Source organism: Streptomyces sp. NPDC015125 (assembly GCF_043080045.1).
Taxonomy (GTDB): domain Bacteria; phylum Actinomycetota; class Actinomycetes; order Streptomycetales; family Streptomycetaceae; genus Streptomyces.
Map to the genome: position 1 here is coordinate 668,180 of NZ_JBIBVF010000002.1, position 24,407 is coordinate 692,586.

The window sequence follows — 24,407 nt, forward strand, 5'->3', positions numbered from 1 at the left end:
CTCCGGCCGGCGTCCGTCCCGCCGCGCTCACTCGTGGGCCGGAAGGACCGTGAGCGCGTCCTGGCACCGGGCGACGGCGTCGCTGTGGCCGAACAGGCCGGGCAGCCCGCCGGAGTGCAGCAGGACGGTGCGCCGCCCGGGAACCACGCTTGTGTCCCGCACCGCCGCCCGCAGTCCGGCCAGCGCACGCCCGGTGTAGACCGGGTCGAGCGCGATGCCCTCCGTACGGCCCGCCAGCGTCAGGGCGTCCATCGACTCCTCGGTCAATGTGCCGTAACCGGCGCCGACTTGATCCCGCCGCAGACGCAGGGTCTTTGGTGCGTGGACGGTACCGGACAGCGCGGTGACCAGGCCGGTGACCGTGCCCGCGGGGTCGCGCACCGCGCCGCAGTCGACGCCCAGCACCTTCCCCGGGCCGAGGGTGTCCACCAGTCCGGCCATCGTGCCACCGGATCCCAGGGCGACGACGACGGTGTCCAGGTCAGGGGCCTGGCCGAGGAGTTCGCGCCCGCACTCGGCATAGCCGTACGCCCCCAGCGGGCTGGAACCACCCAGCGGAATCAGCGCCGGGACGGCTCCCCGCTCCCGGAGCCGCGCCGCCACCTCCTCCGCCGCGGCCGCGAGCTGGGTGCCCCCGACCTCCCCGGCCCAGACGACGGTGGCCCCGAAAAGGCCGTCGAGGACGAGGTTCCCGGAGGTCGAGGAGCCGGCCGTACCGGCCAGCACCAGGACCACATCGAGCCCGAGCCGCGCGCCGGCGGCCGCGGTCAGCCGGGCGTGGTTGCTCTGCGCGGCGCCGGTCGTCACCAGGGTCGTGGCGCCCTCGGCGAGCGCCGCACCGCAGATCCACTCCAGCTTCCGGACCTTGTTCCCGCCGCCACCGAGACCGGTGAGGTCATCACGCTTGATCCAGAGGTCGTCCGTCCCGAGGCCGAGCGCGCGGGCCAGCCGCGGCGCCGGCTCCAGCGGGGTCGGCCACGTCCCGAGCGCTGCTCTCTGCGGGGCGCCGCTGCCCAAGGTCATCGTTCGCGTCCTTCCGTTCGCCCTGCCCTTGCCAAGTCCGCCGCTCAGCCTGTCATGCCGTTCCGACGGCGGGCCCGGCTCCTCCGCCGGCCCTCGCCCCGGCGTCGTCCATCAGGCCCACGAACATCGTCCGGTGCAGCTGGGCGACATGCTGCCGGGCGACCTCGGCCGCGCCCACCGGATCGCCGTGGCGCAGGGCGTCGACCAGGGCGCGGTGTTCGCAGTTGGACCGCCGGAGGGTGTCCAGCGGATACGGCAGGTAGTAGCGGTAGAGGTCCCGCAGCACCGCGCCGTACGGTGCGGCGGCGAAGGCGACGCCGGTGGCTTCCGCCACCGCCAGGTGGAATCGCTCGTCGTGGCCGCGGAACTCGGTCCAGCTGCCGGCCTCGTCCATCGCGCCGACCAGCCGGTCCAGGGCATCGAGGGCGGCCCCGTCCGCGTGCAGGGCGGCCAGATGGGCGACCCCGCATTCGAGGACGAGCCGGTGGTCGATCAGCCGGTGGACCTCGGCCGCTGCCGCGCGGTAGGCCGCGGCCTCGGTGACGGCCCCCTTCACGGGCCGCTCGGCGACCAGGGTGCCGCCGGTCCGGCCGCGCCGGCGCTCCAGGACACCGTCGGCGTGCAGCGAGGCGAGCGCGCGGCGGACGGTGATGTCGCCGACGCCCAGTGCGGCGGCGATCTCGTCGGTCGGGGGGAGGCGCTCACCGGGGGCCAGCAGGCCGAGCTCGACGGCGAGGGCGATGCGGGCGCGCACCGTGTCCAGGGCGGAGAGCCGTTGAATGCCACCCAGCGGCGCGGCATTCAGGCCCCGCACCGCGGCCTCGGGCTCCGTGGCATCGGGAAGGTGTCCGGGCATGGCTCAGCCTAACAAATATCTCATGATGAGATCTCTTGAATAAGGGCTCATCTTGCTCTAATTTCAGCCGGGTCTTGATGTCCGCCCGGCGGCCCGTCGGCCAGCACGCCGTCCGGCCCGTAAGAACGCAGGTGAGACCGTGTCCCGACCCCTGCCCGTAGCCCTCGTCCAGGCGCCGCCCCGCCCGGCCGCAGCACCCTTGTCCGGGTTCGCCGAGGAGGTCGGGGAGCTGATCGCCCGCTTCCCGCAGACCCGGCTCGTGGTGTACCCCGAGCTGCATCTGTGCGGGGTGACCGGCTCCGCCGACGCGTCCGAGGACCAGCTACGGGCGGCGGCCGAACCGCTGGACGGGCCCCGTGCGCGGCAGCTCGCCGAGCTCGCCGGTGATCTCGGCATCTGGCTGGTACCCGGCAGCGTCTGTGAGCGGGGGCCGGGCGGCGAACTGTTCAACACGGCGCTGGCCTTTTCCCCCGAGGGGCGGCCGGCCGCCTCCTACCGCAAGATCTTCCCGTGGCGGCCGCACGAGCCCTATGTCCCCGGGGACCGCTTCGTCGTCCTCGACCTGCCGGGGACCGGCCGGGTCGGCTTCTCCATCTGCTACGACGCCTGGTTTCCCGAAGTGGCCCGCCACCTCGCCTGGATGGGCGCCGAGGTGATCATCAATCCCGTCATGACCACCACCGCCGACCGGGCACAGGAACTGGTGCTCGCCCGCGCCAACGCCATCGTGAACCAGGTGTTCGTGCTCAGCGTCAACACCGCGGGCCCCACCGGCACCGGCCGCAGTCTCGTCGTCGACCCCGAAGGCCGGGTACGCACCGAGGTACCCGACCAAGGTCCCGCGGTCCTCACCGATGTGCTGGACCTCGACGACGTCACCCGGGTACGCGAGTTCGGCACGGCCGGTGTGAACCGCATGTGGGACCAGTTCACCGACACCGATGCTCCGCTGGAACTCCCGCTCTACGACGGACGTATCGACCCGCGCCGCTGGCGGCCCGCCGGCCCCGCCCCGTTCCCTCCCGGCACGGACGGCTGACGTCCCGCCCCGCCCCTCCCCGTATCGCGGCACATCCCCCGGAGCCACCCATGGACCCCTCCGAGCACACGCTCGCCCGCACCCTCACCCTCAAGTCCGTCGTCCTGTTCGGGCTCGCGTACATGACCCCGCTGATCGTCCTGGGGACCTTCGGCGTCGTGGCCGACACCACCGGGGGAGCCGTTCCCACGGCGTATCTCCTCGCCCTGTGCGCCATGCTGTTCACCGCGCACAGCTACGGGAAGATGGCGGCCGCGTACCCGGTCGCCGGCTCGGCGTACACCTACGTCAGGGAGGCCATCGATGGACGCGTGGGCTTCCTCGTCGGCTGGGCGACGCTGCTGGACTACTTCTTCCTGCCCATGGTCATCTGGCTCATCGGCGGCGCCTACCTGCAGGCCCAGTTCCCCGGCGTCCCGTTCTGGGTGTGGATCCTCGGCTTCATCGTGCTGACCACGGCGCTGAACGTCCGGGGCATCAAGACCGCGGAACGCGTCAACGACCTGCTGATGCTCTTCCAGTTCCTGGTGATCACCTTCTTCGTGCTGCTGTCCCTGCGGCACGTGGTCCAGCTCGGCGGAGCAGGCGCGCTCGCCGACGCCACACCCTTCGCCAACCACGCCACCACCCTGGCCGGCATCTCGGCCGGCGCCGCCATCGCGGCCTACTCCTTTCTCGGCTTCGACGCGGTCACCACCCTCACCGAGGAGACCATCGAGCCGAAACGGACCATGCCCCGCGCCATCCTCCTCGTCGCGCTCATCGGCGGCGGGATCTTCGTCGCGGTGGCGTACGCGACCCAACTCGTCCACCCGGGCAGCGTCTTCACCGATGCCGACTCCGCGGCCTTCGAGATCGCCCGGGCCATCGGAGGGGACGTCTTCGCCTCCGTCTTCCTCGCCGGGCTGGTCGTCGCCCAGTTCGCCTCCGGCATCTCCGCGCAGGCCGGCACCTCCCGGCTGCTGCTCGCCATGGGCCGCGACGCGGTCCTCCCGCGCAAGGCCTTCGGGTGGATCCACCCCCGGCTGCGCACCCCCGTCTTCAACATCCTGCTCACCGGCGCCGTCGGCCTCATCGCCCTGCGCATGAACGTGGCCACCTCCACGTCCTTCATCAACTTCGGCGCCTTCACCGCCTTCACCTTCGTCAACCTCAGCGTCCTCGCCACCTACCTCCGCCGCCGCCGGGCGGGCGACCGCCCCCGCGTCCTGCCCTACGTGATCGCCCCGGTGATCGGTGCCGCGGTCGACAGCTGGCTGCTGGTCCATCTCGACGCCCAGGCCCAACTCCTGGGACTGGTCTGGCTGGTGGTGGGCGTCGCGTACCTCGCCTACCTCACGAAGGGCTTCCGCAGGCCCCCGCCGAAGATGGACCTCACCGAGGACTCCCATACCGCCGCCACCACGTGAAGCGGCCCCGGCGGGCGACGCCAGGGCGCCGGCACCGGAGGTGGGTGATGATGTCGGAGCGCGGCGGCCCGGTACGCCTGGGCGCGCACGGCGCGGTCGGCGACGAGATCTGGTCGTGCGACCGGGTGGCCGGGCCGATCCGAACGGCGCGCCTCAGCCCGTGCCGCTGATGCTCTCCGGTGCGATGACGAAGAGCACCCGCTCCTCGTCGCGGCCGCCGTACCAGGGGTAGGGCGTGCCGAGGTACTTCTGGGCGAGCTGCTCGACGTGCTCGACCGCGCCCTCGGTCGTGGTCGCGACCACCCGGCCGCGCACCTGGAAGTAGCGCGCGGGGTGGTCCGGGTCGCAGACGGCGACGGCCACGCGGGGGTCGCGGCCGATGTTCCGGGTCTTCAGATGGCTCCGGACGCTGTTGATCAGCACATGTGTGCCGTCGGTGTCGACCCAGGTCTGGGTCACCTGCGGGGAGCCGTCGGGCATCGAGGTGGCCAGAAAGCAGGTGCTCGGCCGGCGCAGCAGCGCGAGTAGTTCAGGGGAAAGGTGCACAGCGGTCTCCCGGCCGGTCGGATGGGGCGGAGGTCTCTCCGGTCTGCCGGTCCGCCGGACGTACCTTCTCACCCCCACCCCCACCCCCACCCCCTCTCCCTCTCCCTCTCCCTCTCCCATGACCCGGTATTGGGCGGTGCGAAGCACTCGGTTCCAGCCGCTATGCTTGCTGGATACAAGCAATGTATTCAGTGGGCCGACAACATCACCGCGAAGGATCACGACGATGAGTAAGGGCACGGTCCATACCTGCGACCGGGCTGCTGTGCAGGTCACCGCCTCGTCGGGGCTGGACGAGGCGGCCGCCGGGCTCGGAACGGAGATCGTCCGCTTCTCGCGGTTGATCGCCGCGTGGAAACAGCGCGCCAAGACCGACGGAGGTGCCGCCGACCGGGTGCTGCTGGCCAGGCTGGTCGTCGGCGGGGACCAGCGGGCGACCGATCTGGCCGCCGATGCGTTCCTCGATCTGTCGACCGTCAGCCGCCAGGTGCGCTCGCTGGTCGAGCGGGGACTGGTGACCCGTCGCCCCGACCCGGAGGACCGCCGCGGGTCCTTGCTGGCGGCGACCGACGCGGGGCGCGCCGCATTCGCGCACTACCGCGCTCAGCGCGATGCCGAACTGGCCGCGCTGCTCGAACCGTGGTCGCCCGAGGACCGGGCCGACCTGATCCGGCTGCTGGGCCGTCTCAACGAAGACATGGCAGGACGACAACACACACGGCCGGGCCCCGGGGGAGACCAGGGTGCCGCCGTGGAGCAGGGAGACATACGTACATGAGCACAGCCACCTCCCCGCCCGCCGCGGGAGCCGAGGCGATACCCGAACCCGGTATTCTGAGCCACCGTCAGATCCTCACCATCCTCAGCGGCTTGATGCTGGGGATGTTCCTGGCCGCGCTCGACCAGACCATCGTCAGCACCTCGATCCGGACCATCGCCGACGATCTGCACGGCCTCAGCGAGCAGGCCTGGGCGACCACCGCCTACCTGATCACCTCGACGATCGCCACCCCGCTGTACGGCAAGCTGTCCGACCTGTACGGCCGCAAGCCGTACTACCTGGCCGCGATCACCATCTTCGTCGCGGGCTCGGTGCTGTGCACGTTCTCCACCTCGATGACCGAACTCGCCGCCTTCCGGGCGGTGCAGGGCCTGGGCGCCGGCGGCCTGATGTCGCTGGCGCTGGCGATCATCGGTGACATCGTCCCGCCCCGGGAACGCGCCCGGTACCAGGGCTACATGCTGGGCACCTTCGCCACCTCCAGCGTGGCCGGGCCGCTGATCGGCGGGGCGCTCGCCGGACAGGACCAGCTGCTGGGCATCACCGGCTGGCGCTGGGTCTTCCTGGTCAACGTGCCGATCGGCATCGTCGCGCTGTTCGTGGTCGCGAAGGTGCTCAACATCCCGCACACCCGGCGCGATCACCGTATCGACTGGTGGGGAGCGCTCACCATCTCCGTCGGCGTCGTTCCGCTGCTGCTCGTCGCCGAGCAGGGCCGGGAGTGGGGCTGGGACTCGTCCCGGTCGATCGCCTGTTACGCCATCGGGGTCGTCGGCATCATCGCCTGGATCTTCGTCGAGCGCTGGATCGGCGACGATGCGCTGATCCCGATGCGGTTGTTCCGCAACGGCACCTTCAGCAAGACCAGTCTGCTGTCCGTGCTGATCGGTATGGGCATGTTCGGCGGGATGCTGATGATCCCGCAGTACCTCCAGATCGTGAAGGGCGCCAGCCCCACCAAGTCGGGTCTGGAAATGCTGCCGTTGATGGCGGGCATGTTCATCGCCTCCATCGCGTCGGGCCAGATCACCTCCAAGACCGGCCGCTACAAGATCTTCCCGATCATCGGGACCGCGCTGATGGTCGCGGCGATGCTGCTCTTCCACTTCCGGGTCCAGTGGGACACCCCGCTGTGGGAGACCATGGTGTACATGCTGGTCTTCGGCCTGGGCCTGGGCGGCTGTATGCAGACCCTGGTGCTGGCCGTGCAGAACGCGGTGCCGCCGCGGGACATGGGAGTGGCCACCGCCTCGTCCACGTTCTTCCGCCAGATGGGCGCCACCGCGGGTACCGCGATCTTCCTGTCGGTGCTGTTCAGCACGGTCGGTGACAAGATCTCCTCGGCGTTCAAGGACGCCGCCTCCACCGAGCGCTTCCAGGCCGCACTGCACGACCCCGCGGTGCTGCACGACCCCGCCAACAAGCCCGTGCTGGACATGCTCAAGCACCCCGGCAACGGCAACTCCTCGGGCGTGCTCAGCGATTCGTCGTTCATCCAGCACCTCGATCCGCGGCTGGCCGAGCCGTTCAAGCGCGGCTTCGCCGACTCGATGCACACCGTGTTCCTCATGGGTGCGATCGTCGTCGCCCTGGCCTTCCTGCTGATGTGGTTCATCAAGGAGATGCCGCTGCGGCAGATCTCCGGTCTGCAGGCACGTGCGCAGGCCGACGCCGAGGCGGAGTTGGCCAAGGGAGCGGGGGGTGCCGTCGGCGGCGCGCCGAACGGTGCCGAGGGCGCCGTCGTCGGTACCGGCGGTGCGGACCCGCAGGCGCCGGCCGAGGACCCGGTCGCCGACGCCGTACCGGTCCTCGCCGCGGCTCCCTCGGGCTCCGCGGACCGCGAGACCGGCACGCGCGGCCCGGCGATCCGGGGCACGGTGCGCGACGGCGGCGGCCGTCCGGTGGCGCAGGCCGCGGTCACCCTGATCAGCGTCGGCGGCCGGCAGCTCGGCCGGACGTCGACCGCGGCAGACGGCGGCTACGCCCTGCCCACGACGGGCGCCGGCACCTACGTACTGATCGGCTCCGCCGGTGCCCGCCGGCCGCAGGCCGTGACCGTGGTGGTGGGCGGCGAGCCCGTCTCCTTCGACCTGACCCTCAGCGGCGCGGCCGGTCTCTCGGGCGAGGTCCGCGAGGAGAAGGGCGACGACCCGGTGCCCGGCGCGCTCGTCGTGGCCACCGACGTACGCGGCGAGGTAGTGGCCTCGGGGGTGGCCGGCCAGGACGGCGGCTTCGCGTTCGGTGAGCTGACCCCCGGCAGCTACACCCTGGCCGTCAGCGCCGAGCAGCACCGCCCGTCGGCCCTCCAGGTGGAGGTCGCCTCGGGCAACCGCAACTGGTACGAGGTGCGGCTCACGCTCGGCGCCCAGGTCCGCGGCACCGTCCGTACGGTGCGCGGCGGCCCGGTGGACGATGCCCGGGTGACCCTGCTGGACCCGGCGGGCAACGTGGTGGCCACCGCCACCAGCGGTCAGGACGGTGAGTACGCCTTCACCGACCTCGACAGCGGCGAGTACACCCTGATCGCCGCCGGCTATCCGCCGGCCGCCGCCCCGCTGCACCTGGGGGCCGACGGGAACAGCGAGTTCGACATCGAGCTGAGCCACGACCCGGCGAGCTGACGAGCGTCGATCGATGCGGCGGGTCGCTATCGATCCGGGGGATCGATAAGGGTGAGGGGCCCGGCGCGGGGAGCGCCGGGCTCTTGACCGTGACCGGCCCGGAGGGGCGGGGCGGCGCACACCGGCCGCCGCGCCCCCCGGCGCCGCCCTCACCGGCCGCGCTGCACCCCTGGCAGGGGCGCTCACCAGCACGAGCGCCCCTGCCGGGTTTGGCGCCGCGGCCCCCCTCTACGTAAAGTTCCGCCGAAGCGTGAATAGAACACACGATCCCAGGGAAGCGGCAGCGGCGATGACGGTGACCGAAACAGGCCGGGCCGATGGCACGGGTATCGACTCGGATGGCACGGGTATCGACTCGGAGCGGATGGCGGTCTGCCTGAGCGTGCTGGAGGAGCTCGACGCGCTGCCCGTCGACCACCCGGACGCGATCGCCGTACGGCGCGCCACCGCCGGCATCTACCGCACGGTCAAGCAGCGCCGCCGGAAGGAACGCCGGGCGGCCAAGACCGCCAACGACCGGGCGGTGACCGCGGCCACGGCCACCGGTGCGCCCGACCGGATCGACGACGAGACCCAGGGACTGGCCCTCACCAGCTCCGTGACCACCCAGATCGCCGGAATCCTGCAGCGCCCCAGGTCCTGCTACACCTGCAAGTCGCGCTACATCGAGGTCGACGCCTTCTACCACCAGCTCTGCCCGCCGTGCGCCCAGGAGAACCGGTCCCGCCGCGACGCCCGCACCGACCTCACCGGCAAGCGCGCACTGCTCACCGGCGGCCGGGCCAAGATCGGCATGTACATCGCCCTGCGCCTGCTGCGCGACGGCGCCCACACCACCGTCACCACCCGCTTCCCGAGCGACGCCATCCGCCGCTTCAAGGCGATGCCGGACAGTGCGGAATGGCTGCACCGGCTGAAGATCGTCGGAATCGATCTCCGTGACCCGGCCCAGGTCGTCGCGCTCGCCGACTCGGTGAGCGCCGAGGGCCCGCTCGACATTCTGATCAACAACGCCGCCCAGACCGTCCGCCGGTCTCCCGAGGCGTACGGACAGCTGATCGCCGCCGAGTCCGCCCCGCTGCCCGCCGGGGAGCTGCCCGCCTCCGTCGTCCTCGGCCACTTCGGCAGCGGCACCCCCGCCGCCCTCACCGCCGCAGCCGCCACCCACAGCCCGCTGACCGCCGAGGACCTCACCTCCCTCGCCCTGACCACCGGCTCCGCCACACCCGCCCGGATCGAGGCGGGCACCGCGATCGACGCCGGCGGTCTCGTACCGGACCTGCACGCGACCAACACCTGGATCCAGAAGGTGGACGAGGTCGACCCCATCGAGCTGCTGGAAGTCCAGCTGTGCAATATGACCGCGCCCTTCCTGCTGGTCAGCAAGCTGCGCCCGGCGATGGCGGCGTCCTCCGCGCGCCGTAAGTACGTGGTGAACGTCTCGGCGATGGAAGGCCAGTTCAGCCGCGGCTACAAGGGCGCCGGCCATCCGCACACCAATATGGCCAAGGCGGCGCTGAACATGCTCACCCGCACCAGCGCCCGGGAAATGCTGGAGACCGACGGCATCCTCATGACGGCCGTGGACACCGGCTGGATCACCGATGAGCGCCCGCACCCCGACAAGATGCGTCTGGCCGAAGAGGGCTTCCACGCTCCCCTCGACCTGGTCGACGGAGCGGCCCGGGTGTACGACCCGATCGTCCGCGGCGAGTCGGGCGAGGACCTGTTCGGCTGCTTCCTGAAGGACTACGCGCCCGCGGCCTGGTGATCCGGCCCGCCGGCCGCCGCGGTCCGGGCGTTCCCGGTCCGCGGTCCGGCCGGTGGCCCCCCGCGGCCTCCCGGTACGGGAAGGCCGGTACGCAGCCGTCCCAGCAGGGCTCTGGCCGCCGGGCCGGCGGGCCCCTCCGTCCGCCAGGCCAGGGCGACCCGGCCGCGCAGCCCAGGCCCGGTGATCTCCAGCATCCGCAGCCCGGCGGCTGACGCCTCGTCCGTCGGCAGCGCCGGGATGACTGCCACGCCGAGGCCACGGGCCGCAAGCCGCGCCAGCACCTGCAGGACGGACGCCTCGAAGGCGATGCGGGGCCGGAATCCGGCCTGTGTACAGGCGCGTTCGAGCACCCCGCGCAGACCGGTACCGCGCGGCAGGCTGATCAACGGGCGCTCGCGGAGCGCGGCCAGCGGCACGCTCGAACGGTCGGCCCGCTCCGCCAGGAGCGGGTCGTCCGGCGCGACGCCGGCGACCAGAGGGGCATCGACCACGACCTGGCAGGAGATGCCCGCCGGTGGCTGCTCGTCCGCCAGCCCTATCAGGGCGATGTCGAGTGCACCGGCCTGCAGTGCGGCGAGCATCCGCTCCGATGTCGCTTCGGCGAGGGAGATCTCGACCTGCGGGTGTGCATCGTGGAAATCGGCCAGCAACGATGCCAGATCGAATCTGCGGGTGCCGGCGCCGGAGACCAGGCCGACCCGGACACGACCACGGAGCAGCCCGCTGAAGTCGTCGACGGTCTGCCGTATCTCCTCGACGGCGGCGAGCGCGGCCCGCGCATGGGTGAGGACGGTCCGGCCCACCTCCGTCGTGGTCACCGAACGGCCGGAGCGGTCCAGGAGCGGCTGCCCCAACTCCCTTTCGAGCTGCCGGATCTGGGCGCTCACCCCTGGCTGCGCCACATGCAGCCGGGCGGCCGCACGGGTGAAGCCGGCCTCCTCCACCACCGCGACGAAGTACTGCAGCTGCCGAAGTTCCATAACTGCTGATTCTAGAGAGGAGAACAGCCAGCTCTTGGACTTATGGCGAAGCGCGCAAGATCATGGAAACCGGAGGAAGTTCGGGGGAGGAACCCTCATGGGGGAGGAGCATCCGGATGAACATCGAAGCGGTGATCGCGGCCGAACGCCGGGAACTGGCCGATCTGTTGGACGGTCTGACGGCCGAGCAGTGGGCGGCGCCGACACTGTGCGCGGGGTGGCGGGTACGCGAGGTCGCGGCCCATATGTCGTTGGGGTTCCGCTACTCGCTCCCCAAGGTGGCCGCCGAACTCGTCAGAGCGCGCGGCAGCCTCCACCGGATGACCGACCGGTGCGCCCGCAGGGACGCGGAGGCCGCCACCACAGGTGAACTTGCCGGCTTCCTCCGGGACCACGCACATCACCCCTGGACACCGCCGGTCGGCGGCCTCGCGTCGGCACTGGGGCACGATGTGGTCCACGGCCTGGACATCACGGTCGCCCTCGGCCTCGGCCGGCGCGTTCCCGACGACCGGGTGCGTCTCCTCCTGGAGAAGATCACCCTCAGGTCCGCCAGGTTCTTCGGAGCCGACCTCAGCGGTATCGAGCTCCGCGCCGACGACCTCGACTGGTCCTTCGGCACCGGTACGCCGCTCGCCGGCGCCGCCCAGGATCTGCTGCTGGTCGCCTTCGGCCGCAAGCTCCCGCCGGGCCACCTCCACGGGGAGCCGCAGCACCGGTTCGTCGCCGGCTGAGCCCCCGCCGGCGGGGCCGCCTGCCGGGATCAGCCTTCCAGTCCGTGGCGCGCCAGCAGCGGGGCGAGGTCCGGGTCCCGGCCGACCACCGCACGGAACGCGCCGAGCGGGTCGACGCTGCCGCCCTTGCCGAGGAGTTCCCGGCGGAAGATCTCACCGCTCTCACGGATCGTCTTGCCGTTCTCGCGGAACCAGCGCACGGTATCGGCGTCCAGCACTTCCGCCCAGCGATAGCCGTAGTACCCGGCCGCATAGCCGCCGCTGAAGATATGGGCGAAGTAGCCGGTGCGATAGCGCGGCGGGATCGCGGACACCGCGAGCCCGTAGCGCTCCAGCGCCGCCGCCTCGAACGCCTCGGCCTCGTCGGCGGCCGGCGCCTCGCCGGCGGAGAGGGTGTGCCAGGCCCAGTCCAACACCGCGGCGGCCTGGTGCTCCACCATCCGGAAGCCCGCGCCGAAGTTCTCCGCCTCGCGCAGCCGGGCCGGGAGTTCGGCCGGCATCGGCTCGCCGGTGACATGGTGCCGGGCGTAGTGGGCCAGCACCTCCGGCCAGTCCGCCCACACCTCGTTGACCTGGGAGGGGAACTCGACGAAGTCACGCGGTACCTGGGTGCCGGACAACAGCGGGTAGCGCACATCGGAGAACAGACCGTGCAGCGCATGCCCGAACTCGTGGAACAGCGTGTTGACCTCGCCCCAGGTCAGCAGCACCGGCTCGCCCGCCGGAGGCTTGGCGATATTCAGGTTGTTGACCACGACCGGCTGGTGGCCGAGCAGACGGGACTGCGGGACGAGCGCGTTCATCCAGGCGCCGCCCCGCTTGGACTCGCGGGCGTGGAAATCGCCGATGTACAGCCCGAGCGGGCTGCCGTCGGCGTCGTGCACCTCGTGGATACGGGCGTCCGGGTGGTACGACACCAGGTCGGGGCGCGGGGTGAAAGTGATCCCGTAGACCAGCTCGGCGGCGTGGAAGACACCGTCGTGCAGCACGGTCTCCAGCTCCAGATAGGGCCGCAGCACCGACGCGTCGAGAGCGAACCGCTCCCTGCGCACCCGCTCGGAGTAGTACTGCCAGTCAGCGGCGCGGATCTCCGGCACGCCGGCCGCCTCGGCCAGGGCCGCGCCCTCCCGCTCGGCATGGGCGGTGGCGGGGGCGACCAGCCGGCCGAGCAGTTCCTCGACGGCGTCCGTGGTACCGGCGGTCCGGTCCGCGACCTCCCAGGCGGCATGGCTGGGGTAGCCGAGCAGTGCGGCGCGCTCGGCACGCAAGGTGGCCAGCGCGACGGCGACCGGGCCGTTGGTGTCGGTACCGCGCCGCAGGGATGCGGCCAGCAGCCGTTCGCGCAGCGCAGGGTCGTCCAGCGCGGCGAGCTCGGTCTGCTGGGAGAAGTTCTTCAGGCTGAGCACGTACTTGCCCTCGTGCCCCAGTGTCCGGGCGTTCGCGGCGGCGGCAGCGATCTGGTCCGCGGGCAGACCGGCCAGCTCCTCGGCACGGTCCAGCACGAGCGCAGCATCCGCGGTGGCCGCCCGGAGGTTCTGCCCGAACTCGGTGCACCGGGCGGCGATCTCGGCATTCAGCTCGCGCAGGCGCTGTTGCTGCTCCGGGGCGAGACGCGCGCCGGCCCGGACCCGGCTGGTGTGGTGGCGCTCCAGCAGCCGTAGCTGCTCCGTGTCCCATCCGAGCTCTTCGCGTCGCCCGAAGAGCGCGTCCAGCCGGGCGAACAGTGCGGAGTCGAGGAGCAGCGCATCGTCATGGGCGGCCAGCCGGGGAGCGATCTCGACCTCGAGCGCCTGGATCTCCTCGTCGGTATCCGCCGCCGCCTTGTTGAAGAACACCGTGCGCACCCGGTCCAGCAGCGCGCCGCTGCGCTCCAGCGCCTCCACGGTGTTCTCGAAGGTCGCCGCCCCGGCGCAGGCACCGATCGCCGCGATCTCGTCCAGCTGGTCGGTTATGCCGCGTGCAAAGGCAGGAAGAAAGTGATCGTTCCGGATCCGTGCGAAAGGCGGCAGGGCGTAGGGCAGATCACTTGGCTCGAAGAAAGGATTCGACATCGTCACAGAGGCTGACCCTACGCCCGCGGGTGACATCCGGTCCCGCGGTCATCCCATGACGACGCTTGCGGGCGCGGGTAGTTGCCACCCCGAACGTGCGGGCCGGCCGCGCGGCGGTGGCGGGCCGCCGCCGGCTTGCGGGCCCTCGCGGTGCGCCGGATGACCAGGGACCCCGCTCCACCGGGGCAGCAGCCGGAACGGCCCGGCCGGGCCCTGTCCCCGGGGAGCGTCGTGGGGCCATTCGTGGTGTGATCGAAGCGGGGCAAACAACACTCCTGAGCAAGCAACACTCCTGAGACAGGAGGAATCATGGCCAGCAAGCTGCGAGCCCGCGACATCATGTCCGGCGGAGCGCGCTGTGTGGGTGCACATGAATCGTTGATGGATGCGGCGAAGATGATGCGGGACCTGGACGTCGGCTGCCTGCCCATCTGCGGTGACAACAACAGACTCATGGGCATGATCACCGATCGCGACATCGTCGTCACCTGTTGTGCCGAGGGTGTCGATCCGGCGACGGTGCAGGCCGGTTCCCTGGGCGGCAAGCTGCACTGGATCGATGCCGATGCGGACGCCTCCGAGGTCCTGCGGAGCATGGAGGAGCACCACATCAAGCGCCTGCCGGTGATCGATGTCAAAGGCGGCCACCAACTGGTGGGAATGATCACCGAGGCGAACCTCGCCAAGAACCTCAGCGACGCAGAGATCGCGGAGTTCGCCAACCGCGTGTACGCGACCGCCGGCTGATCTGCCCGCACCCGACGGCACGCACGTACGGGCAAGGGCCAGGCCGGCCCCGCCGTCACGTCCCACGGTGGTCCGTCCCCTGCGACGAGCCACCGTGGCGTGAAAGAGGGGGGAATTGGCGAAATTCCCCCGGCCGCGGACCAGGGGAATTCCGAGTATTCCGTTATGCGCTCAGTGGGCGCCGGGGTGTGGTACGGCGAGCCGTGTGCCGGGGAAAATCAGATGCGGATTCGCCCCGATCACCTGCCGGTTCAGCCGGTAGAATTCCCGCCATCCCAGCCCGTGTGCGTACGCGATACCGCTCACGGTGTCGCCGGGGTTGACGACGACCGAGCCGCCGGTACTCCGATGGCGCCCCACTTTGTATCGCTTCTCATGGGACTGGGGATGGCGGGACTGGGGATGGCGGGGCTGGGGATGGCGGGCCCGCGCCCGGGCCGACGGGTCCGCTTGCCGCTGTGGTGCGGGGCGCGCCGGGGCGCTCCGCGGAGTGCGGTGTGCGGTGGCCGAGTTGAGCCCCAGTGAGGCCGAGCAGGCCGGCCAGGCGCCCCAGCCTTGACGGGCCAGTACCCTCTGGGCCACCTGGATCTGCTGGGACCGGGTCGCCCGCGCCGCCCGTGTCGCGTAGGCGCCGCCGCCGAAGGAGTGCCAGGTGGAGTGGGCGAGCTGCAGGCCTCCGGAGAACCCGTTCCCCGTGTCGATACGCCAGTTCCCTCCGCTCTCGCACCCGGCCAGGCGGTCCCAGGTACCGCCGGACCGGGCCTCGGCGGGCTGCCCGGACGTCAGGTTCAGTGCGCCGGCTGCGAGCAGGACTGCTGCCGCCGTGATGCCCCGGACACCATAGCCCCGGAATTCACTCCGGGCAGGCGCTTTTGCTGCCTGCGGAAATTCCATGCCCTTACTCCCGTCGCTCGCCGCGCAGTTGCCTGGCGGTCATTCAGGAATCCTGGCGCGTGTGCGGTGTACGCGTTCGAATGGTGCTCGAACCGCGATTTCCGTGCGGCGCCATGAATTTGACGGGGATGAGACAACCACGCCCCGAGTTCGTATCGGCAGAGCGCGCGGTAGCGCCGCCGCGGCCCGGCCTGCACCCTTGCCGCCGGGGCGCGGCCGTGCTTGTGCCGTGTGCACCTGTTCAGACGGGCAGGGGCGCACCCGTCATACCGCAGGCGCATCGCACCCCCGCGGCCGGTGATCACCTGCCCGGCCCGGGGGTGTCCGCCGAGCGCAACCGGCGCACTCGATGCACGCGCTGCGCAGGTCCGCATGCACCGCGCACGGGCTTTTGGCGGTGCAACGGCCCGTTCCGCCTTGGTGCAACGGCGCATTGCACACGGGTACGGCGATGCGGATCGCCCCTGCCGTGGCACGGGTGGCCGGTAGCCGGTACCCGCTGCCGGTCCTGCTGCTGGTCCTGCTGCTGGTCCTGCCAGTGCCGACGGTTCTGCCGGTCCTGCCAGTGCCGACGGTTCTGCCGCCGGTCCCGGTGCTCGGTCCTGGCGCTCGGCCCCTGTCGCCGGTGAGGCCGGTGTGGTCGGCCCGGCCGGGCCGACCACACAGCGGACGAGCCGGACGACTGCCCTGTCGGCAGTCGTCCGGCTCGCACCGGCCGTGTGCTCACCGCCCGCGACTCACCCTGCAGCCGCCGGAGTTGCCGGCGCCGAGGGAGCGAGCGGACGAAAGCCCCCGGGAACGTGGGGAATTACAGCGGCCTGGCCCACAGGTCGTACTGCAGCCCCGAGCCGTCGCAGAACGGGTCGGCCCACTTGCCACTGGCCACCAGGTCGGTGCCTGCCGACTGGCAACCGCTGAGCGTCCAGAACTTCTTCCCGGTCCACACGGTTCCCGGAGGGCCGTCCATGGGCTTGTGCCGGAGCTGCGCGTGGGAAGCGGCCGGAGTGGCCGGAGTGGCCGCCTCCGTCCCCGTGGCGGCACTGGCGTGGGTGGCACCCAGTCCGACCACCGCGAGCGTGGCGGCAGCGAAGGCGCCGGTGAGGATTCGCCGGATACGCATGTGATGTTCCTTTCCCCGTAGCGTCAGAGCCCTGTGCGAGCCCCTCACTCCGGACACGAATCGGCCCCCACATCCGTATGACACCACGTCATGTGACCTGCATCACTCGATGGGGGCGCCCCAGGGCCCGAGAGTGATGGCTGCCGTGGAAGGCCGTGGAAGGCCGCGGGTCGGGAGCCGGGAGCCGGGAGCCGGGCAGCGGGGGCGGGTCGGGCACCGACGGCAGGAGGGCGGCGGTGGCGGCCAAGTCGGAAATGATTGAACGATTCTGTCAAGGGATGGGTTATTTCCATGGCGCCCAGTGCGGCAGATTGCTGCAATGGCCTGTGCCTATGCGCGGCAGTGGGTCTGCAGTGGCCCATGTGTACCTCTGGATTGCTGAACAATCCTGAGGTGGCTTCCTTACGTGGCCGAGGAAAGGAACGACACGGGCGCGGCGCCCCCGTACCTCGCCGCCGAGGCGATCGCCGACCGGTTGCGCGACCGCCCAGGACGCTGGAGATCTGGGGCCGCATGGGGATGGTGCCCGAAGCCCTGGAAGCCGCGGCCCCGCTCCGGGGGCAGTTGCCTTACGTCGACGGGGTGCAGCAGGCGCGTATCGAGCTGACGCTGCCACCGGAGGTGCCGTACCGCTTCGCCGCCCTTCCGCAGAACGACACCGAACGCCTCCTCGAAGAGCTGCTCATGCGCTGGGGAGGCCATGTCGAACGCGGCACGGAGCTGCTGGACTTCGAGCAGGACGCGGACGAGGTCCGGGCCTCCCTCGCCCTCCCCACCGGCGGACAGGAGCGGATCCGCGCCGGGTTCCTCCTCGGATGCGACGGCGCCCACAGCGTCGTCCGCACGATTCTCGGGCTCGGCTTCGAGGGCGCCGCCTTCCCGGAGGAGTACATGCCGGGGGATGTCGAGGTCGACTGGGCCCTGCCGTCCGGCTATGCGGTCCGGGCCATGCACCAGCGCGAGGGACGCACCGACGATCTGCTGGTGTGCATTCCGCTGCCCGGCCGCAAGCGCTACCGGATGTCCATGCTCGTCCCGCCCGAACTCTCCCGCCCACCGGTGCCCAGGGCATGAACACCGGCATTCAAGACGCCTGCAACCTGGCGTGGAAGCTGGCCATGGCGGTGCGGTCGACCGCGAGTGAGGGACTGCTGCGCAGCTATCACGCGGAACGTCACCCCGTGGGTGAGGAAGTGGTGCAAAGGGCGGTGCGGCATGCCGGCGAGGGCGTCCAGGCGGATCCGGAGGCCCCGTCGACCCTCATCCGGCGCGAGGCCCAGCTCCTCGTCGGGTACCGGGGCAGCCCGATCGTCGGGACCGACACCGGCCTGCGCAGCGCCCGGCGCCGGGTGACCGTGCACCGGACTGCGGCGGCCTCCGCTACGACCTCGCCGCCTACCCGTGCCGCCTGTTCGACCTGCTGCGCGGCGACGACCACACCTTGCTGCTGTATGCGGACCACGAGGGCCGGCCGACGTCGTACGAGGAGGTGGCGGATGGGGCACGGAGCAGGGCGCACGGGCAGGTGACCGTCCGGGTGATCGTGGCGCCGGGGCTCCGGACGGACGGCCTGATGCTGCCCGTCGTCCAGGACAGCCGTGACGAGTTCCGGCAGAGGTACGGCGCACACGGCGGCGAAGCATTCCTCATCCGGCCCGACGGCTACGTGGGGCTGCGCCCCGCGCGGGCGAACGGTCCGGAGCTGCCGGCGCAGCTCGCACTCACCTTCCGTACATGAGCGGCGGCCGGCCGCGTCCCTCGGCGGCGCCGGGCGCGACCGGCGCCGCCGCGACGAGGGGCGCGCCATCCGTCCGGCGAACGCCGGCCGCCGACGCCGCTGACACCTGTGCGCACGGCGGCTGCTCGCGCACGGTGCCCGCTCGCTCAGGGGGCCTGCTCGCTCACGGCGCCTGCTCGCCTACTGCGTCTGCTCGCTCACTGCGCCTGCCACGCCGCGACCATCAGCCGCCCGTCGCCGTCGTCGTCCAGCGCAGTGAAAGCCGCCTCCGCCTGGGCGGCCGAGTACCCGGCCGCGCGGTGCACGGCCGTGAAGTCCGCCAGGCTGACCACACCGTCCCCGTCGGCATCGGCGAGTGCGACGGTCGCGGCGACCGACGGCCCCACGACCTTGCCGAGCATCCCCGATGCGCCCGCCCGGGCGAACGCCGCGACGAACTGCTCCCGGTCCAGGCGCCCCGTACCGTCCACCTCCGCCAGGGCGGCGAGCTCGTCGAAGGTGTTGCGCATCCCCGCACGGAGGGCTTGGGCCTTGGCGGAATCTGCCGGTTCGCCCACCGCTTCCGTCAGCACGCGCGCCCGCTCGGTGAAGTCCTGCGCGGTCAGGTAGCCGTCGCCATCGGTGTCGTATGTGGAGAAGCGCTGCTCGTACTCGGCACGCAGGGCATCGGAGATCATGCGTCATCCCTTCCGGAGAGGGGCTCCCGGCGGAGCCCGGAGAGGCGGCCGGCCGTGCGCGGGGGTGTCGCGCCCACTCGCCGCCACGAGCACAGTAAGTGCCCATGTGATGACAGAGGGTTTATGGCAGAGGGTGTGTTCGGGCTCCGGCCCCCGCACAGGCGGATATTTCTCCGCCGTTCCGGACCAGGGCGACGGCGCAAGGGGGAAGGAGGCCTGGATGAACGCATCCCGTCTCCGGTGCCGCCTCGGCGGTACCGCAGTCGTCACCGTCCTGGTGCTGTAGCGCGGCCGTCGCCCCGGTGGGCCGGGCCGGGGGGCGTCCGTCCGCCGACGCGCGCTCGCGCTGCCGGACCGAGGGACGACCTATCAGATATTTCGGGTCGGTTACGCCTGCAACCGACGGGTCGGGCAAACGGTCCTACGGGGCATGAAAAGACAACTGAACCTGCGTATACGGAGGTCCGGCGCCGGACGCCGGGCGGGCGCGGCGCTCGCCCTCACGGCGCTGGCCCTTCCGCTGACGGTGGCCTTCGGCTCCACGGCCCAGGCCGCCACCGCGTCGTCCTGCACCGCGAGCCGCGGCCCCTATCAGCAGCAGGCCGAGAAGTTCCTCGGGCTTACCGTGGACGGCCGGCAGTCGGCGGCCGACTGCCGGGCGATCCGTGCCTTCCAGACCAGCCATGGCATCACCCCGAACATCGGCTACGCAGGTCCCGTCACCTGGGGCGTGATGAGCCTCGTAGCGCAGCAGAGGGCGGCCGGGAGCAACCCGAACAAGGCGCATAAGTGCCCCACGAACAAGGGCCGGATCGCCTGCGTCGACCTCACCCGCCAGCTCAGCTGGATCCAGGACGGATCGCGGCTGGTGTTCGGGCCGGTGCCGGTCCGCAGCGGACGCGACGGGTACGAGACCCGCACCGGTGCCAAGAAGATCTACTGGCGCAACCTGCACCATGTGTCGACGATCTACCACGTGGCCATGCCCTACAGCCAGTTCTTCGACGGCGGTCAGGCGTTCCACTCCATCAGCGGCAGCGTCTGGTCGGCCCCCGGCTCGCACGGCTGCGTCAATATGCGCAGCAACGACGCCAAGAAGTACTGGTCCCTGCTCAAGAACGGTGATGACGTCTACGTCTACGGCCGTAAGTCCGGCACCTGAGCCCGGACCGGACGGGCCGGGCTCGCCTGAGGAGGGGAGGGAGCGCCCGATGGCGGAACGCCACCGGGCGCCGTGCCGTCCCTACGCCGTGCCGTCCCTACGCCGTGCCGTCCCTACGCCGTGCCGTCCGTACGCCGTGCCGGCACCGGTCAGCCGGACCGTACTCTCATTGCTTCCGGGCACCGCCGGAGGGCGGCAGCGCGCAGGCCGCCGTGCCGCCCGGCATCCGCTGACGGTTCTTCGCGATGAGCCGGTACACGCCGTGGGCGACCCACCGCGCGGGCGGGAGCGTGAGCAGTGCCCCCACCACCGGCCATCCGCCGCCCGCGCTCATCAGCAGCTTGGCGACAGCCTGGGCCCCACCGTGCACGGAGCCGGCCGGGGTCACCCACAAGACTTCGTGTGCGGCGCGCTGTTGCGCGATGCCGAGCTGTGCGAGGTCGGTGAACTGCCAGGGGCTGGCGTCACAGCGCGGCCGCAGACGCCGTTCCGCGAACCGGACCAAGGACGTGCAGAAGGCGCAGTCACCGTCATAGACAAGTACGGGTTGCCGCCGCATCTTCCCGTCCCTTCGCGCCGGTGCACTGGCGGTCACCATGATAGGTGCCTCGCCACCGCGAGGATCCGCGGAGCGGTGCGCCGCCCGCCCACTGGAGGAATGTATGCCGCCCGCCATGGACACCGAGGCCATCCACACCCGCCGGCTGACTCTTCTGCCGCTGCTGGCCGACCATGCCGGGGAACTGGCCGCGGTGCTGTCCGATCCCGCCCTGCACACCTTCACCGGCGGCGCTCCGGCCTCCCCGGAGGCACTGCGGACCCGCCATGAACGGCTGGTCGCAGGCTCGCCGGACCCCGCAGTCACCTGGTGCAACTGGGTGATCCAGCTCCGGGACCGGGGCTGCCTGGCCGGCACGGTGCAGGCGACGGTCACCGTCGATGCGCACGGAAGCGCCGCGGAGGTCGCCTGGGTGGTGGGGACGGACTGGCAGCGGCGCGGCATCGCCACCGAGGCGGCCCGGGGGCTCGTCGCCTGGCTCCGGCACCGGTCCGTGCAGACGCTCATCGCCCATATCCACCCGGACCACCATGCCTCCGCGGCCGTCGCCGCGGCTGCCGGGTTCACTCCCACCGGCCATGAGCAGGACGGCGAGACGCGGTGGCAACGGGTACCGGAGGTCGCTGGAAGCCGGACGGCGGCCGGGGGAGCGGCCGGGAGTGGCGCGGCGTACGACGCGGTGTACGCCGCGACGTCGGACGCGGCGGGGCGACGGGCGAGGTGAGGTGGAGCCGTACTGACACGCCCGGCGGGGGCCCGTAGCTCCGTGGGCGCCGCCGGGCGCATGGGTTCCCGTACCCGGGCCGTCTACGGACCGTGCCGGGAGGCCGGGAGGCCGGGAGACCGGGTGGCCGGGTCAGGCGGCCAGTAGGTGGTACAGGGCCATCGGCGTGACGTAGCCGGGCCAGCGGCCGTCGGCGAACAGATGGACGCCGGCGTCCAGATAACACTGGTCGACGAGTTGGGAGCAGATCATGTGCCGGGTGCTGGCGACATAGCGGCGCAGCCCCGGAACGGGCAGGTGGAAGCGGTGCGTGGCGATCGCCAGGTAGTCGAGGAAGCTGTAGGGGACCCCGACGTACCGCGTGGCGGTGGCGCAGATGCCGGTGCGCTGCTGTTCGGTGAGCCGTTCCGGGCAGACGTAGACCACGTCCGCGTCGGCGTAGGCGGTGAGGGACAGGATGCGGGCGCCACCCGGCTCGGCCTCCAGCAGCCGGTTGCCGGGCAGGACCAGGAAGGCGTGTTCGTAGTCGGTGAAACCGTCTCCGTTGATCCACTGTCCGAAGCGGATCAACTGGCCGGTGACGCCGGAAATTGCGGTGAGTCCGATGTCGCCCGGCAGGGGATGGGTGTGCTTCATGAGCAGCTCCCAGAGCCAAAGGGGGGTTCCCGTGGGTCATACCCGCTGTCCTGGGGTGCGCACCGCGTCCGGGGCGGCGGGTGGCGGCGGAGGGCGATGGGCAGATGGCCGAGGGAGAGGGGCAGCGGACGCCCGGTGGGGTAGGGGTTTGCGAACCGGGGTTCGGCCGCTGCGGGCCGAAAGGATCGGGCAGGAGGAGCGGGAAGACGATGAACAGCTCAGCGGCCGGGGAGTCTGTGACGGTGCGTCAGGACGCTTCCGGGACAGGTGGCGGCGGCGGGACGGCGCTGTCGGGCAGCGTGGCGCTGGTGACCGGGGCCTCCAGCGGTATCGGTGCGGCCGCCGCCGTGGCGCTGGCCCGGGAGGGCTGTTCCCTCGCCCTGGTCGCCCGCCGTGGCGAGCGATTGGAGCAACTCACGAAGACCATCGGCGAGCGGGGAGGGGCATCCTTCGCCCTGACGGCCGATCTCGGTGACGCGACGCAGGCACGGCGGGTGGTCGAGGAGACCGTCGACCACTTCGGGCGGCTGGACGTCCTGCTGAACAACGCGGGCTTCGGTGCGCGCGGCGCGGTGGAGGACAGCGATCCCGAGGACTGGGACCGGATGGTCGACCTCAACTTCACGGCGGTTCTGCGGATGTCGCACGCGGCCCTCCCGCATCTGCTGCACGCGGCGCACGACGGGCCCCGGGGCGTCGCCGACCTGGTGACCGTCAGCTCGGTCGCGGGCCGGGTGCCCCGCAAGGGCAACAGCGTCTACTCGGCCACCAAGCACGCGGTGTGCTCCTTCAGCGAGGCGCTGCGCCAGGAGGTGACCGGGCGGCAGGTCCGGGTCGGACTCGTCGAACCGGGCATGACCACGACGGAGATGACACGTGGCGGCAGCCAGGCCGCATCGGCCCACGGGCTGCCGCCGGAAAGCTGGCTGCAGGCCGAGGACATCGCCCGCGTCATCACCTTCATGGTCACCCAGCCGCCGCATATGGCGGTCAACGAGATCACCGTGCGACCGACCGCCCAGGAACACTGACCGCCCGGCCCCGTTCCCGCGCCCGCGGCACAGCCGAGGAGAGGCCCCGTGCGACTCCTGCTCGTCTCCGACACCCATTTGCCCAAGCGCGCCAAGTCGCTGCCGTCACAGCTGCTCGACGAAGTGCCACACGCCGATGTCGTCGTGCATGCCGGTGACTGGGTCGACACCGCCACGCTGGACCTGCTGCAGGCCCGCGCCCGGCGGCTGATCGGGGTGTACGGCAACAACGACGGCCCGGAGCTGCGGGCCCGGCTGCCCGAGGTGGCGTACGCGGAACTGGCGGGAGTCCGGTTCGCCGTGGTGCACGAGACGGGCCCGGCGCAGGGGCGGGAGCGCCGTTGCACCGCACGGTTCCCCGAGGCCGATGTGCTGGTGTTCGGCCACAGCCACATCCCCTGGGACTCCACGGCGGACGACCGGCTGCGCCTGCTGAACCCGGGGTCGCCGACCGACCGCCGCCGACAGCCGTACTGCACCTACATGACGGCGGAGCTTGCGCAGGGCCGGCTCGCCGGGGTGGAGCTGCACCGTCTGCCCCGTGGCAGATGAGGCCAATGAGGCCAATGAGGCCAATGCGGCCGCGGTGACCGTGGCGGGTCCGGGCCGGTCCTCACAGACCGAGCAGGCCGCGGACGTAGGCGGCCTGGCCGGCGTGCTGCAGATCGTCCGCGATCACGCTGACGAGGCGGACTCCCAGGGTGACGGGCGGTGTCCAGGCGCGGTCGACGACGCGCTTCATGTCCTTGTCGTCGATCCCGGCGAGGTACTGCACGGTGTTGTCGTGGACGGCGCCGTGATAGCCGGTCAGGAGCTGTGCGCTCAGGTCCCCTGCGGCTGCCACGTCCTTGCCGGAGTGGCCGTAGCCGGTGTCGTCGGCCGTGAAGGGGAGCCCGAAGCGGTCGTACCAGCCGTCCGTGGTCCAGATCTGCTCGGTGCCGGCCACCCCGGCGAGGTGATCGTCCTGGATCCTGGTGAGGTGCCAGACCAGCCAGGCGATCGAATTGGCGTCGTCGGGGCGGGTGCCGAGCTCGTCGGGGTCGAGCCCGGAGACCACGTCTTCGACGATCTCCCGGATGCGTCCGAAGGCGTCGACAAGCAGATCCGTGCTGGCGTTCATTCAGGGCTCCTTTGCGGCGACGGAGGTCCTCGCGCGGAAGGTCCGCGGATACCGGTACCGGTTGACCGATGTGTCGCGCTCCGGTGGCGGTCAGGCACCCGGAGGGCGTCAGCCCCGGCAGCCCGTCCATGGTCGCAAGCCGGGCCCGGGAATCGGTGCGGGGCAGGCCGAGAGGCGGGATTTTCCCG

Annotated in this window: 22 protein-coding genes and 1 pseudogene; 12 read left to right on the top strand and 11 right to left on the bottom strand. The window is 71.5% G+C overall.

Going from position 1 to position 24,407, the window contains the following annotated elements:
* Nucleotides 1–27 precede the first annotated feature (27 nt).
* Nucleotides 28–1,023 carry a D-cysteine desulfhydrase family protein gene (locus tag ACF088_RS08465; protein WP_392374630.1) on the bottom strand — a complete coding sequence of 332 codons (996 nt, stop codon included), beginning with the start codon at nucleotides 1,021–1,023 and terminating at the stop codon, nucleotides 28–30.
* A 52-nt stretch (nucleotides 1,024–1,075) separates the two neighbouring features.
* Nucleotides 1,076–1,879: a FadR/GntR family transcriptional regulator gene (locus ACF088_RS08470; protein ID WP_392374631.1), complete on the bottom strand. Its 804-nt coding sequence runs from the start codon at nucleotides 1,877–1,879 to the stop codon at nucleotides 1,076–1,078.
* Nucleotides 1,880–2,018: 139 nt separating this feature from the next.
* On the opposite strand from ACF088_RS08470, the gene ACF088_RS08475 reads away from it, so the two are divergent.
* Nucleotides 2,019–2,918: a carbon-nitrogen hydrolase family protein gene (locus ACF088_RS08475; RefSeq protein ID WP_392374632.1), complete on the top strand. Its 900-nt coding sequence runs from the start codon at nucleotides 2,019–2,021 to the stop codon at nucleotides 2,916–2,918.
* Nucleotides 2,919–2,968: 50 nt separating this feature from the next.
* A complete protein-coding gene (locus ACF088_RS08480; RefSeq protein WP_392374633.1) occupies nucleotides 2,969–4,327 on the top strand; it encodes an APC family permease in 1,359 nt (452 codons plus the stop codon).
* A gap of 153 nt (nucleotides 4,328–4,480) precedes the next feature.
* Here the strand turns inward: ACF088_RS08480 and ACF088_RS08485 are convergent, their stop codons facing one another.
* Nucleotides 4,481–4,873: a PPOX class F420-dependent oxidoreductase gene (locus tag ACF088_RS08485; protein ID WP_392374634.1), complete on the bottom strand. Its 393-nt coding sequence runs from the start codon at nucleotides 4,871–4,873 to the stop codon at nucleotides 4,481–4,483.
* Between the two features lie 226 nt (nucleotides 4,874–5,099).
* Between ACF088_RS08485 and ACF088_RS08490 the strand changes: the two genes are divergently transcribed.
* From ACF088_RS08490 to ACF088_RS08500, 3 genes are all read left to right on the top strand, one after another.
* Nucleotides 5,100–5,651: a MarR family winged helix-turn-helix transcriptional regulator gene (locus ACF088_RS08490; protein ID WP_392374635.1), complete on the top strand. Its 552-nt coding sequence runs from the start codon at nucleotides 5,100–5,102 to the stop codon at nucleotides 5,649–5,651.
* Nucleotides 5,648–8,275, top strand: a complete 2,628-nt coding sequence (locus ACF088_RS08495; RefSeq protein WP_392374636.1) for an MFS transporter — start codon at nucleotides 5,648–5,650, stop codon at nucleotides 8,273–8,275. The genes ACF088_RS08490 and ACF088_RS08495 overlap by 4 nt, the downstream gene beginning before the upstream one ends.
* A gap of 289 nt (nucleotides 8,276–8,564) precedes the next feature.
* Nucleotides 8,565–10,046, top strand: coding sequence for an SDR family NAD(P)-dependent oxidoreductase (locus tag ACF088_RS08500; RefSeq protein ID WP_392374637.1), 1,482 nt, complete (start codon nucleotides 8,565–8,567; stop codon nucleotides 10,044–10,046).
* Here the strand turns inward: ACF088_RS08500 and ACF088_RS08505 are convergent.
* Nucleotides 10,025–11,026 (bottom strand): LysR family transcriptional regulator, encoded by a 1,002-nt coding sequence (locus ACF088_RS08505; RefSeq protein ID WP_392374638.1) that lies wholly within the window; start codon nucleotides 11,024–11,026, stop codon nucleotides 10,025–10,027. The two genes, ACF088_RS08500 and ACF088_RS08505, sit on opposite strands and share 22 nt — an antisense overlap.
* 116 nt (nucleotides 11,027–11,142) lie before the next feature.
* On the opposite strand from ACF088_RS08505, the gene ACF088_RS08510 reads away from it, so the two are divergent.
* Nucleotides 11,143–11,760 carry a maleylpyruvate isomerase family mycothiol-dependent enzyme gene (locus ACF088_RS08510; protein ID WP_392374639.1) on the top strand — a complete coding sequence of 206 codons (618 nt, stop codon included), beginning with the start codon at nucleotides 11,143–11,145 and terminating at the stop codon, nucleotides 11,758–11,760.
* 29 nt (nucleotides 11,761–11,789) lie between these two features.
* On the opposite strand, the gene ACF088_RS08515 is transcribed toward ACF088_RS08510, so the two are convergent.
* Nucleotides 11,790–13,811 (bottom strand): M3 family metallopeptidase, encoded by a 2,022-nt coding sequence (locus tag ACF088_RS08515; RefSeq protein ID WP_392374640.1) that lies wholly within the window; start codon nucleotides 13,809–13,811, stop codon nucleotides 11,790–11,792.
* 309 nt (nucleotides 13,812–14,120) lie between these two features.
* On the opposite strand from ACF088_RS08515, the gene ACF088_RS08520 reads away from it, so the two are divergent.
* Entirely contained in the window at nucleotides 14,121–14,558 is a 438-nt protein-coding gene (locus tag ACF088_RS08520; protein WP_392374641.1) for a CBS domain-containing protein, read from the top strand.
* 171 nt (nucleotides 14,559–14,729) lie between these two features.
* Here the strand turns inward: ACF088_RS08520 and ACF088_RS08525 are convergent, their stop codons facing one another.
* Nucleotides 14,730–15,452, bottom strand: a complete 723-nt coding sequence (locus ACF088_RS08525; protein WP_392374642.1) for a transglycosylase family protein — start codon at nucleotides 15,450–15,452, stop codon at nucleotides 14,730–14,732.
* 808 nt (nucleotides 15,453–16,260) lie between these two features.
* Complete coding sequence (locus tag ACF088_RS08530) at nucleotides 16,261–16,572, bottom strand: hypothetical protein (protein ID WP_392374643.1); 312 nt, start codon at nucleotides 16,570–16,572, stop codon at nucleotides 16,261–16,263.
* Between the two features lie 444 nt (nucleotides 16,573–17,016).
* On the opposite strand from ACF088_RS08530, the pseudogene ACF088_RS08535 reads away from it, so the two are divergent.
* Nucleotides 17,017–18,310 (top strand): annotated as a pseudogene (locus ACF088_RS08535) (FAD-dependent monooxygenase); the annotation flags it as partial.
* A gap of 197 nt (nucleotides 18,311–18,507) precedes the next feature.
* On the opposite strand, the gene ACF088_RS08540 reads toward ACF088_RS08535, so the two are convergent.
* A complete protein-coding gene (locus ACF088_RS08540; protein WP_392374644.1) occupies nucleotides 18,508–18,987 on the bottom strand; it encodes an EF-hand domain-containing protein in 480 nt (159 codons plus the stop codon).
* A gap of 430 nt (nucleotides 18,988–19,417) precedes the next feature.
* Between ACF088_RS08540 and ACF088_RS08545 the strand changes: the two genes are divergently transcribed.
* Nucleotides 19,418–20,149, top strand: coding sequence for a L,D-transpeptidase family protein (locus tag ACF088_RS08545; RefSeq protein ID WP_392374645.1), 732 nt, complete (start codon nucleotides 19,418–19,420; stop codon nucleotides 20,147–20,149).
* 166 nt (nucleotides 20,150–20,315) lie between these two features.
* Here ACF088_RS08545 and ACF088_RS08550 read toward each other — a convergent pair whose 3' ends face one another.
* Complete coding sequence (locus ACF088_RS08550; RefSeq protein WP_392374646.1) at nucleotides 20,316–20,708, bottom strand: thiol-disulfide oxidoreductase DCC family protein; 393 nt, start codon at nucleotides 20,706–20,708, stop codon at nucleotides 20,316–20,318.
* Between the two features lie 103 nt (nucleotides 20,709–20,811).
* On the opposite strand from ACF088_RS08550, the gene ACF088_RS08555 reads away from it, so the two are divergent.
* Nucleotides 20,812–21,432: a GNAT family N-acetyltransferase gene (locus ACF088_RS08555; protein WP_392374647.1), complete on the top strand. Its 621-nt coding sequence runs from the start codon at nucleotides 20,812–20,814 to the stop codon at nucleotides 21,430–21,432.
* A gap of 132 nt (nucleotides 21,433–21,564) precedes the next feature.
* Here the strand turns inward: ACF088_RS08555 and ACF088_RS08560 are convergent, their stop codons facing one another.
* Complete coding sequence (locus ACF088_RS08560; RefSeq protein ID WP_392374648.1) at nucleotides 21,565–22,068, bottom strand: hypothetical protein; 504 nt, start codon at nucleotides 22,066–22,068, stop codon at nucleotides 21,565–21,567.
* A 209-nt stretch (nucleotides 22,069–22,277) separates the two neighbouring features.
* On the opposite strand from ACF088_RS08560, the gene ACF088_RS08565 reads away from it, so the two are divergent.
* Together ACF088_RS08565 and ACF088_RS08570 are read left to right on the top strand one after the other, a co-directional pair.
* The gene (locus ACF088_RS08565) at nucleotides 22,278–23,099 is read left to right on the top strand and encodes an SDR family oxidoreductase (RefSeq protein ID WP_392374649.1); all 822 of its coding nucleotides are present in this window, start codon (nucleotides 22,278–22,280) and stop codon (nucleotides 23,097–23,099) included.
* Between the two features lie 48 nt (nucleotides 23,100–23,147).
* Nucleotides 23,148–23,651, top strand: coding sequence for a metallophosphoesterase family protein (locus ACF088_RS08570; protein WP_392374650.1), 504 nt, complete (start codon nucleotides 23,148–23,150; stop codon nucleotides 23,649–23,651).
* 61 nt (nucleotides 23,652–23,712) lie between these two features.
* Here ACF088_RS08570 and ACF088_RS08575 read toward each other — a convergent pair whose 3' ends face one another.
* Nucleotides 23,713–24,219: a DUF664 domain-containing protein gene (locus tag ACF088_RS08575; protein WP_392374651.1), complete on the bottom strand. Its 507-nt coding sequence runs from the start codon at nucleotides 24,217–24,219 to the stop codon at nucleotides 23,713–23,715.
* Nucleotides 24,220–24,407 lie beyond the last annotated feature (188 nt).

Bases quoted from the DNA above. Each gene is read 5' to 3' on its own strand.
- ACF088_RS08465 (WP_392374630.1), bottom strand. From the start codon at position 1,023: ATGACCTTGGGCAGCGGCGCCCCGCAGAGAGCAGCGCTCGGGACGTGG.
- ACF088_RS08470 (WP_392374631.1), bottom strand. From the start codon at position 1,879: ATGCCCGGACACCTTCCCGATGCCACGGAGCCCGAGGCCGCGGTGCGG.
- ACF088_RS08480 (WP_392374633.1), top strand. From the start codon at position 2,969: ATGGACCCCTCCGAGCACACGCTCGCCCGCACCCTCACCCTCAAGTCC.
- ACF088_RS08490 (WP_392374635.1), top strand. From the start codon at position 5,100: ATGAGTAAGGGCACGGTCCATACCTGCGACCGGGCTGCTGTGCAGGTC.
- ACF088_RS08495 (WP_392374636.1), top strand. From the start codon at position 5,648: ATGAGCACAGCCACCTCCCCGCCCGCCGCGGGAGCCGAGGCGATACCC.
- ACF088_RS08500 (WP_392374637.1), top strand. From the start codon at position 8,565: ATGACGGTGACCGAAACAGGCCGGGCCGATGGCACGGGTATCGACTCG.
- ACF088_RS08505 (WP_392374638.1), bottom strand. From the start codon at position 11,026: ATGGAACTTCGGCAGCTGCAGTACTTCGTCGCGGTGGTGGAGGAGGCC.
- ACF088_RS08510 (WP_392374639.1), top strand. From the start codon at position 11,143: ATGAACATCGAAGCGGTGATCGCGGCCGAACGCCGGGAACTGGCCGAT.
- ACF088_RS08515 (WP_392374640.1), bottom strand. From the start codon at position 13,811: ATGTCGAATCCTTTCTTCGAGCCAAGTGATCTGCCCTACGCCCTGCCG.
- ACF088_RS08520 (WP_392374641.1), top strand. From the start codon at position 14,121: ATGGCCAGCAAGCTGCGAGCCCGCGACATCATGTCCGGCGGAGCGCGC.
- ACF088_RS08525 (WP_392374642.1), bottom strand. From the start codon at position 15,452: ATGGAATTTCCGCAGGCAGCAAAAGCGCCTGCCCGGAGTGAATTCCGG.
- ACF088_RS08530 (WP_392374643.1), bottom strand. From the start codon at position 16,572: ATGCGTATCCGGCGAATCCTCACCGGCGCCTTCGCTGCCGCCACGCTC.
- ACF088_RS08540 (WP_392374644.1), bottom strand. From the start codon at position 18,987: ATGATCTCCGATGCCCTGCGTGCCGAGTACGAGCAGCGCTTCTCCACA.
- ACF088_RS08545 (WP_392374645.1), top strand. From the start codon at position 19,418: ATGAAAAGACAACTGAACCTGCGTATACGGAGGTCCGGCGCCGGACGC.
- ACF088_RS08550 (WP_392374646.1), bottom strand. From the start codon at position 20,708: ATGCGGCGGCAACCCGTACTTGTCTATGACGGTGACTGCGCCTTCTGC.
- ACF088_RS08555 (WP_392374647.1), top strand. From the start codon at position 20,812: ATGCCGCCCGCCATGGACACCGAGGCCATCCACACCCGCCGGCTGACT.
- ACF088_RS08560 (WP_392374648.1), bottom strand. From the start codon at position 22,068: ATGAAGCACACCCATCCCCTGCCGGGCGACATCGGACTCACCGCAATT.
- ACF088_RS08565 (WP_392374649.1), top strand. From the start codon at position 22,278: ATGAACAGCTCAGCGGCCGGGGAGTCTGTGACGGTGCGTCAGGACGCT.
- ACF088_RS08575 (WP_392374651.1), bottom strand. From the start codon at position 24,219: ATGAACGCCAGCACGGATCTGCTTGTCGACGCCTTCGGACGCATCCGG.